Source organism: Halorhodospira abdelmalekii (genome assembly GCF_016583625.1).
In the GTDB taxonomy this organism is placed as follows: domain Bacteria; phylum Pseudomonadota; class Gammaproteobacteria; order Nitrococcales; family Halorhodospiraceae; genus Halorhodospira; species Halorhodospira abdelmalekii.
Genome location: NZ_NRRN01000074.1, coordinates 1 through 9,258 on the forward strand (window position 1 = coordinate 1; position 9,258 = coordinate 9,258).

Here is a 9,258-nt window from a genome sequence, read left to right on the forward strand (position 1 = left end):
TTGTGCGCGCCAAGCGCCCGAACAAAGGCAAGGTCGGGGCGTTGCGCGAACAGGCGCGACGACTCGGGCAGGTGCGCTCCGAGACTTGGCAGTGTTTTGGCTCGATTGGCGGCGTTGGGTTAAGCGACCGCCAGATTCGTGACGCCTGGCTGGGCCAAGGCCGCGTTTTCCCGGTCTCGGCCAATGCTTGGAAAGAGACGCTGCGCGATGCCAAAGGCGACATCACCGCCACTATGGAAGCGGCCAAGGTCAAAGCGCGCCGCTGCATCTTGCGTCACACCCAGGACAAGAGCGAACAAAAACGCCTGTTCACCGCGCTCAAAGGCAACGCCTGGGTACACGATCCTTATTTACGCCGAGTGATGCGCAAGCACTGGAAGCATGGTCATAATCACACTCACAACCAAATCATTGTGCGCTCGGATAACTACACCACCTTCCAACTTGGTGGGCGTGCCTGGATCAAAATTCCTGGCTTGGTGAGAGGTCAGCGCATCGCCATTCCGCTTCACACCATCGTTGAGCCGACCGGCACCCTGCGTATCATCATCAAAGACGATGATCGGCTCGAAGTGCATTACGCCATTGAAGCAGAAGTCAAACAAGACTGTGGTGGGCGCACCATCGGCGTCGATAAGGGTTACTCCGAGGTGTTGGTCGATTCTGATGGTGAACATCATGGTCAAACACTCGGTCCGGTGTTGTCAGANCGCAAAAAACTGAACCGACAAATGGATAAGACCCACGCGCAACTTCGCGACATCGTCTTTCAATCCGTTCATAAGGTAGTCGATAAAGCCGCCGTGATCGCGGCAGAAGATTTAACCGCCCCAATGGCGAGCAAGTCCTTCGGCAAGAATATTAACCGTCGGCTGGCAAGCTGGACGAAAGGTGTTATTGCCGAAGCGCTTGACAGCGTTTCAAGCCGTAGAGGTTCTACGGTCGTTCTGGTCAATCCGGCCTACACATCGCAAATGGATTCCCGAACCGGTTGCCTAGATGGCAAGCGGAGAGGGGATCAATTTTACTGTTCCGACGGGGTTGTGTTGCAGGCAGACCAGAACGCTGCGCGAAACGTGCTAGCACGGTTGTTTGACCCGGATATTGAGCGGTTCACTCCGTTCAAGCGGGTCAAGGCGATCTTGCTGGAACGGACTGAGCGCCTCCGGTTGGGACTGCTCAACCAGGACTCCAGTTGCTCGCCCGGTCACACCCGGGTGCTATCAACGGAGAGCGAATCACCGAATGAGCACTTTCGAGTATGAAATTCGGAGCAGCAGAAGAAGACGGTCCCTTCGCGGATTGTGTGGGTGGTAGAAGCTTGCCCCAGGGTAGCCAACCACCGACGTGCCCCTATATGTTGTACCTCGCCTTCCCGACTGTGAATGGCTGCCGACATCCTTCTTCGCGAACCGGCAACTCGGGCAGCCGGGTGCGTCCGTGACCACGCGTTCCCGGCTGCTGCCCGCGGGGGCGTCGCTCCTGGGGAGTAATCGAGAGCAGGGAAGTGCCGAGAGCAGGGAAGTGCCTGTCCCCGTTATTCGCCCGTTATTCGAGAAGAGGCGTTGGGGGTGATTCATCATCGCGCCGGTCCCGGTCCCGGTCCCGGTCCCGGTCCCGGTCCTGATCCTGCGTCACGATTTCATTTTTCTGTTTAGATCGTCGAGCGCATTGCGAATGCCGGTCTCCAGAACGGGGTGATAGTAGGGCAGGTCGGCGGTGCGTTCGACCGTCATTCCGGCATCGATTGCCCAGGCGAGCAGGTGGCCCAAGTGTTCGGCACGCGGCCCGAGAATCTCGGCCCCGAGGAGGGCGCCGTCTGTTGGTCGGCCGTAGACGCGGACGATGCCTCGGTTTTCGCCCATGACCATAGCGCGCGGCTGGCCCGAGAAGTCGAACTCGCCGATTGCGCACTCGCTATCGGATAGATCGGCGTAGCGCGCTCCGATCAGTGCCATCTGCGGCTCGGTGAAGACGATGCTCATCGGGCAGTGACGTCGCCCCGGCTCGATCTTCGGATAGCGGCCGGCGTTGGTTCCGGCGATCTCGCCCTCATCGAAGGCATCGGGCATGACGGGGCTGTCGTGATTGGCATCACCGGCGATAAAGATCGGTTGATCGCCGCACTGCATGGTGTGGCGATCGAAGAGCGGCACGCCGTGCTCATCGAGGGTAAGACCTGTCGTCTCCAGCCCGAGCTGATCGACATTCGGACGGCGGCCGGTAGCAGCAAGCAGGTAGTCGAAGCGCTCCTCGACGGTGGCACCGCTGCGGTCGACGAAGCGGACGGCGACCGCATTGCCGGCGCGCTCCAGCGACTCGACCTGCGCATCGGTATCGAGAGCCAGTTCGTCGCCGAAGATCTGCTCAGCGGCCTCCTTAACACGCGGATCGGTCAGCGGGCCGAGCAGGCCGCCGATGCCGAAGATGCGCACGCGCACGCCGAGTCGGTGCAGTGCCTGGCCCAGCTCCAAGCCAATCACCCCAGGGCCGAAGACGACCACCGACTCGGGCAGATCGGTCCACTCGAAGAGATCGTCGTTGACCACCACCCGGTCACCGAGGCCGTCGAACATCGGCAAGACGTTAGGCCGCGAACCGGTTGCAATCACGGTGCGCGCAGCACGGATTCGCCGCCCGTCTTCGAGACGCAGGGTCTGTGGGTCTTCGAAGCGGGCGTAGCCGTGGATCCTCCGTGCAGCTGGGATCTTTTCGGTGTTGCTGACGACGCCGCCGACAAAGCGATCGCGCAGTTTGCGCACGCGCTCCATGACGGCGCGCCCGTCGATCTCAAGCGAGCCGGCGTGGACGCCGAAGTCGCCAGCGTGCTGGGCGCGGTGAGCAGCGTCGGCAGCGGCGATCAGCAGCTTGCTGGGCATGCAGCCAACACTTGCGCAGGTCGTGCCGTAGCGTCCACCTTCGATGAGCAACACCCGCTTGGTTTGGGCGGCGGCGGCCCGGTAAGCACGCAAGCCGGCGCTGCCAGCGCCGATGATGGCTACGTCGGTCTCAAAATCGGTCATCGGCGACCTCCAGCGTAGTGGGTGGGTGAGTGAGTAAGTGGGTCCGAAGCGAATCGAACAGGGTGACCGGGTCACTGACTTGCTTACTTTACGCTAAGCGTAACTATTCAGTGCGCCCAACGCGAGGGTTGTGGCCGTGGCTACTGCATCTGCCGGGCCCAACAGAGCAATTCCCTCAGCGCATCCAGACGGATCGGCTTGGTTATGTAGGTGTCGGCACCGCTCTGCAGACACTGCTCGCGCACCTCGGTTGTGGTGTGGGCGGAGAGCATGGCGATCGGCGTATGCGGGCGCCCCTGCTCGGCCTCAGCGGCGCGCAGGGCGCGTACCGTACCGGCCCCGTCGAGAACCGGCATCTGCATATCAAGCAGGATCAGATCGAACTCCTCCTCCGCCTGCTGCCAGGCCTCCAGGGCTGCTTGACCATGTTCCACCACGGTCGGCTGCGCACCACAGCGCTCTAGCAGTGCCTGGATCAGCAGCGTATTGGTCGGATCGTCCTCCGCCACCAAGATCCGCATCCCGACGGTGGTTGGTTCTTCTCCTGCCGCCGTTGGTGCGCAACGGCAGTCGGCACTCTGGGTATCTAGCACGGTTCCTTCGTTCTCTGGCAGCAACGCAGCGGTAAAGAAGAAGGTTGACCCCTCTCCCGGTGTGCTGTGAAGCCACAGCGTTCCCCCCATCATGCACACCAGTTCGCGGCTGATCGCTAGCCCGAGGCCTGCGCCGGGTAGCCGTTTCGCATCTGCTGTGCCTCGCTCAAACGACTGGAATATTCGCGTTTGCAGCTCAGGCGCAATACCGGGGCCGCTGTCTTCGACCGCCACCTGTAGCAGTTCATCGTTGTAGCGCGTAATACGGACCAGGACATAGCCATGCTCGGTAAACTTGATAGCGTTGACGACCAGATTGAAGAGTACCTGGCCAAACCGAACCGTGTCTCCGAATAGGCGTTCTGGAACATCGGCATCAACCGACCACTCTAGCTTCAACCCTTTCTCCTGCGCCTGTCCGGCGACCATAGCCATATGCTCGGAGACGAAGACGCGCAGCGCAAAAGGCTCTTTGTGAAGGGCGAGGTGTCCGGCCTCAATGCGTGACAAATCCAGGAGACTATCAATCAGTCCCAAGAGGGTTCGGCTGGATGCCCGGCACAGTTCAATTTGGTAGCGCTGTGTGACGGTAAGCGGTGAATCGGTGAGCAGGTCGGTAAAGCCGATGATGGCATTCAGTGGGGTGCGCAGGTCGTGGCTGACCGCATTGAGAAAATCGGTCTTGGTGCGATTGAGCTTGTTGAGGCGTTGATTCAGCGCGTGTTGCCGCCAAATCCAGAAGCTGCTGGTCGCCATCACCACCAACAGCATCCAGAAGAGCGGCCAGAAGATCGACTCTTCGATGACTTCGTGTCTGACCACGCTGACGTGCCGATTGATGATGGCCTGGATCTCGTCCTGGCTGATGCTGCGCGCACCGGCGTCGAGTACCGCGTGGAGCAGCGGATCGTCGCGGCGCACCCCCATGCGTAGGCGGTGCTCGTACTGCGGCAGCCCTCCGGAGATGCGCAGATTGAACCAGCCGTCCCTACGGATGGTGTAGGCGGCAATGATCAGTGGGCGCACGGTCATCTCCGCCTGCCGCTCTGCGACCAGCGTGTAGGCATCGTGTTCCGTCTCCGTCAGGGTCAGCTGGAGGTCGGGAAAGTCGCGCTGCACCCACTCCGCTATTGCAGTATCGGCGGGGAGCGCCATGCGTGCGCCATCGAAGCGATCAAGATCGATGACAAACGGATGATCTTCACGGGTGATGATGACGTTGTCGTCGATCAGCAACGGCGCTGTAAAGGTCAGCCACTCCTCACGCGCCGGGCTGCGGTTCAATAGGCTGATAAAGTCACACCGGCCCGCTTTTGATGCCTCCAGTGACTCCTCCCAGGTGCGCACTGGATAGACCTCCAGGCTCAGCCCGACCCGTTCTGCTACCAGCGTAAGCAGGTCAGCGCCGATCCCTTGGTGTTTCCCCCGGTCGTCCAGAAATTCGATCGGTGCCCACTCGGGATCAACGCAGTAGAGTACGGTGCCGCGAGCGGCGACGTAGGCGCGCTGCTCCTCGCTGAGTTGCACTTCTCCCGGCACACCCACGCCAGCCTCGCCTCGCTCTCCGTCACTCTGCCCTTGCATGCTTGCGCTCATAGCGGCGTCTGTAGTCGCAGTCGCTAATGCTGTCAGTGGGTAGAGGGCTAGCAGCAGGAGGGGGAGCAGCAAGAGTAACGGGGAGAGCGGACGCGCCATGCGGGCGGCGTAACTCGACGCTCTCTGGTGCGACTGCCCGTCAGGATCGGTGCGATGATCAGTGCAGGGTTTCTGTTGGTTCACGACCGGCACCTCGCCCAACAGAGCAGCTCAACGAGGGCATCCAGGCGGATCGGCTTGGTCAGATAGGTATCGGCGCCGCTCTGCAGGCACTGCTTGCGCACCTCGGCAGTCGCGTGGGCAGAGAGCATGGCAATCGGTGTATGCGGGCGCCCCTGCTCGGCCTCAGCGGCGCGGATAGCCTGGGCGGTTTGGGCGCCGTCGAGAACCGGCATCTTTACGTCGAGCAGGATGAGATCGAATTCATCCTCCGCCTCCTGCCAGGCCTCCAGCGCTGCTTGGCCGTGCTCCACGATGGTCGGTTGCGCGCCACAGCGCTCCAGCAGTGCCTGGATCAGCAGCGTATTGGTCGGATCGTCCTCCGCCACCAAGACCCGCACCCCGTCGATGGAGACGGACTCTTCCGACATGGCTGTACAGTTGCAATCATCGTTACTACCGCGGTGCGCAACCGCCTCCCCGCTGTCGGGGATCAGCTGCGCAGTGAAGCGGAAGGTCGAGCCCTTTCCTGGGATACTGCTAAGCCGCAGCGTTCCGCCCATCATCTGCACCAACTCGCGACTGATCGCCAGCCCGAGGCCACTCCCCTGCAACCGCCTAGCATCGGCCGTGCCACGCTCAAACGGTTCAAAGATCTTCTGCTGCAGCTCAATCGGAATACCGGGGCCGCTGTCCTCGACCTCGACCTGTAGCAATCGATCACAGTAGCGTGTGATGCGGACCACGACATGGCCACGCTCGGTGAACTTGATGGCGTTGACGACCAGGTTAAAGAGCACTTGGCTAAAGCGGATGGTATCCCCGAATAGCGGCTCCGGAACATCAGCATCGACCGACCACTCCAGCTGCAGCCCCTTCTCTTCTGCCTGTCCGGCAACGATCGCCATCTGCTCGGAGAGAAAGGCACGCAGGGCGAAGGGCTCGTTTTGGAGCACAAAGCGGCCGCCTTCTAGGCGAGACAGATCGAGCAGCGTATCGATCAGTCCGAGCAGGGTACAGCCGGCGGCTTGGCACAGTTCGACCTGACGCCGCTGCGCGGCATCAAGCGACGACTCGGCTAACAGATCGGTGAAGCCGATGATGGCGTTCAGGGGGGTGCGCAGGTCGTGGCTGACCGCGTTGAGGAAGTCGGTCTTGGCGCGGTTGGCGGCTTCCAGCTGGATCAGCGCCTCCTGCCGGTCGGTGATGTCGCGGGCCACGCCGACACTGCGGAGGATCTCGCCGTTGCAACCGTAGATCGGTGAACAACGGGAGTGGAACCAGCGCAGTTCACCGTTGTCGGGCCGAATATAGCGAAAGACCTCATCGAAATCGGCTCCGCCGGCAGCGCTCTCGTAGATCTTGGTGGCGATCTGCTCACGATCTTCCGGGTGAATGTGGTCGATGAAGTTGTTTGGGTGGGCGTATGTACTCTCGAGGGGGAGCCCGGTTTGCCGTGCGTATGCCGGATTGAGATAGAGCATTTCATCGGCCGTGCGGACCCAGAAGACCTCGTCGATGCTCTCCGCCATCTCGCGGAAGCGCTGCTCGCTTTCGCGCAGCGCCTCCTCGGCGCGTCGTCGTTCCGTGGTGTCGACACCGACGGCTTGAAAGTGGGTCAGGTTCTGCTGCTCGTCAAAGTGGGCGGTGTTGGTCCAGTGAATCCAGCGCACTTGACCATCCGCCCGCCGCTGCGGAAGCTCGACCGAGTGGACCGGTGCCTCGGGGGTGAATTGAGCCAGATAGCGGCGGGCCGCTTCACGCTCTTGCTCGGGAAGCTGCGCCAGCCACTGCTTTCCGATCAGCTGCTCGGATTGCAGGCCGAAAAAATTGACCATGGCTTGATTGGCAAACAGCGTTGTCGTATCAGGCGCATAGCGACCAATCAGATGGGGGTGGCTCTCCACCAGTTCGCGATAGAGGGTCTCTTGTTGGACCAGTTCCGCCTCACGCTGTCGCAAGCGGGTCTCAATGGCCTTGCGGCGCGAGAGATCACGTAAGATCGTCGATAAGTGGGTGATTTCGCCTGTTGCATTGCGATGCGCAATCAGCACTTGTGAAGTCGGAATCTCTTCGCCATCACGCCCGATGAGGGCCGTCTCCCCCTGCCACAGGCCCTCGCGTCGCGCGGTCGGCAGCCCTTCGTTCAGGAGCCGCTCGGCCGCCCATGGTGGATGGAAACGGCGGGCCGCCTCTTCCACTGGGTGCGGCGACAGTGACGGGGAATCAGGATCACACCATCCCCCTTCAACATCTTCCGCCTCCGCCCCAACCAGCGCTCTACCAGCGGCGTTCAGGTAGAGCAGTTGGCCACCGCTGCCCTTGTGCAGCGCTACGATGTCTGGCGTGTTGTCCAAGATCGCCGCCAGCTGCCTGATACGCTCGGCGGCGACCACTTCATCGGTGACATCGCGCGCGATACCCGCACGCAGTACCTCTGCTGTGCCGCTGACCGTAATGGGTTGGCTTTGGCTCTCTATCCAGCGCACGGCACCATCGGGGCGGACAATCCGGTAACGCATGTCGAGCGTTTCGTGAGTCTCAATGGCTCGCTTCAAAGCGGATTCAATCTCTTCGCGGTCTTCCGGGTGAACGCTGTTAAGAAAGCTGTGTGGATCGGCGTAGAAGTGCGCTATGGGTTCTCCCCAGATCCGCTCATAGGCGGGATTGACGTACAGCGTCCGCTCCGGGGTGCGTAGCCAAAACGCATCGCGGACATGCTCGGCGATCAGACGGAAACGCCGCTCGCTCTCCGCCACCTCCTGCTGAGCCCGCTTCAGCTCAGAGATGTCACGGATGATCGCCGATAGTTGGACCACGTTACCGGAGGCGTCACGGTGGCCGATGATGACCTGTGAGGCGGGAATCTCCTGACCTTCGACATCAAGAAAGGCCGTCTCGCCTTGCCACAGGCCCTCGCGCCAGGCCGTCGGCAGCCCTTCGTTCAGGAGCCGCTCGGCCGCCCATGGTGGGTGGCAGCGGCGGATCGCCTCTTCAACGGAGGGACAGGGTGGCAAGCTGTCGTCAGCGTGGGCTCCCCCAGTATCACCGAGGCGCGGTAACTGCGGCAGGTCGAAGCGCGTCCTGCCGGCCTCGTTGAAGTAGATCAAATTGCCATCGGTGTCGTGGAGAGAGACTAGATCGGGGGTGCTGTCGAGGATCGCGATCAGTCGCTGCTGAAAGCGCTCGCGCGCCTGCTGAGCGGTGCAGTCCCGCAAGGTGAGCACCACGCCTCCCGCTGCCGTCTCTCCGCTGCGCAGCGCTGCCGCCTCCATCGCGACCGGGAATGCATTGCCCACACGTGGCTGTAGCCACACCATCGTGTCACCGCAGAGCGGTTCGCCGGTCGTCGCAACCGCAAGCAATCGTGTAGTGACCGCGGCTGTTTCCAGCGGCGTGCGGTCGGCGTCGAGCACAGAGGCGAACTCTACACCGAGCAGCGCGGCCTCATCGGGATAGCCAAGCAGTTGGCAGGCGGCGGCATTGAGATAGGTGAAGCGGCCCGCTGGATCAAGGGCGCAGAGAGCCCCAGGGGAGCTATCGAGCAAGTTTTGGAAAAAATCAAGTTGGCGTTGCCCGATATTACTGCCATCCATACAACCCCCTGCCCCAATCATCCGTGGGGTGACGCGCCCCATGCGCAAACAACGGGGCAGCACAAGTCGGTCAGCGGGCAACTACCGGGGGGGGTGTGATGCGCCGCACCAACGCTATCGTGATTCTATCGCTTTTTCAACGGAGTTCAATACCCACCATCTAAGGAAACGCTGAAGTAATCGGGCTTTCGGCGTGGAAAGCCGAAGATTACAGCATCGATTGATTTTTGTTCAGGTGCTGGACGTCAATTTTCCGATTTTGGGCCAAAACGGGCTTATTTTCGTGTGGTG

The 9,258-nt window shown here is 61.4% G+C and carries 4 protein-coding genes; 1 reads left to right on the forward strand and 3 read right to left on the reverse strand.

Translation table 11 applies throughout. The annotated features are described in order from the left end of the window. Positions 1–833: 833 nt before the first annotated feature. On the forward strand, positions 834–1,265 hold the full coding sequence (locus tag CKO15_RS14245; protein WP_242464789.1) for a zinc ribbon domain-containing protein: 432 nt from the start codon (positions 834–836) through the stop codon (positions 1,263–1,265). 369 nt (positions 1,266–1,634) lie between these two features. Here CKO15_RS14245 and CKO15_RS12720 read toward each other — a convergent pair whose 3' ends face one another. The 3 genes from CKO15_RS12720 to CKO15_RS12730 form a co-directional block, all read right to left on the reverse strand. Continuing rightward, positions 1,635–3,023 carry a dihydrolipoyl dehydrogenase gene (locus tag CKO15_RS12720; RefSeq protein ID WP_200196920.1) on the reverse strand — a complete coding sequence of 463 codons (1,389 nt, stop codon included), beginning with the start codon at positions 3,021–3,023 and terminating at the stop codon, positions 1,635–1,637. Positions 3,024–3,163: 140 nt separating this feature from the next. Then, positions 3,164–5,212, reverse strand: coding sequence for an ATP-binding protein (locus tag CKO15_RS12725; protein ID WP_207124131.1), 2,049 nt, complete (start codon positions 5,210–5,212; stop codon positions 3,164–3,166). Between the two features lie 179 nt (positions 5,213–5,391). Further along, positions 5,392–8,967, reverse strand: coding sequence for a PAS domain S-box protein (locus CKO15_RS12730; protein WP_200196927.1), 3,576 nt, complete (start codon positions 8,965–8,967; stop codon positions 5,392–5,394). Positions 8,968–9,258: the final 291 nt, after the last annotated feature.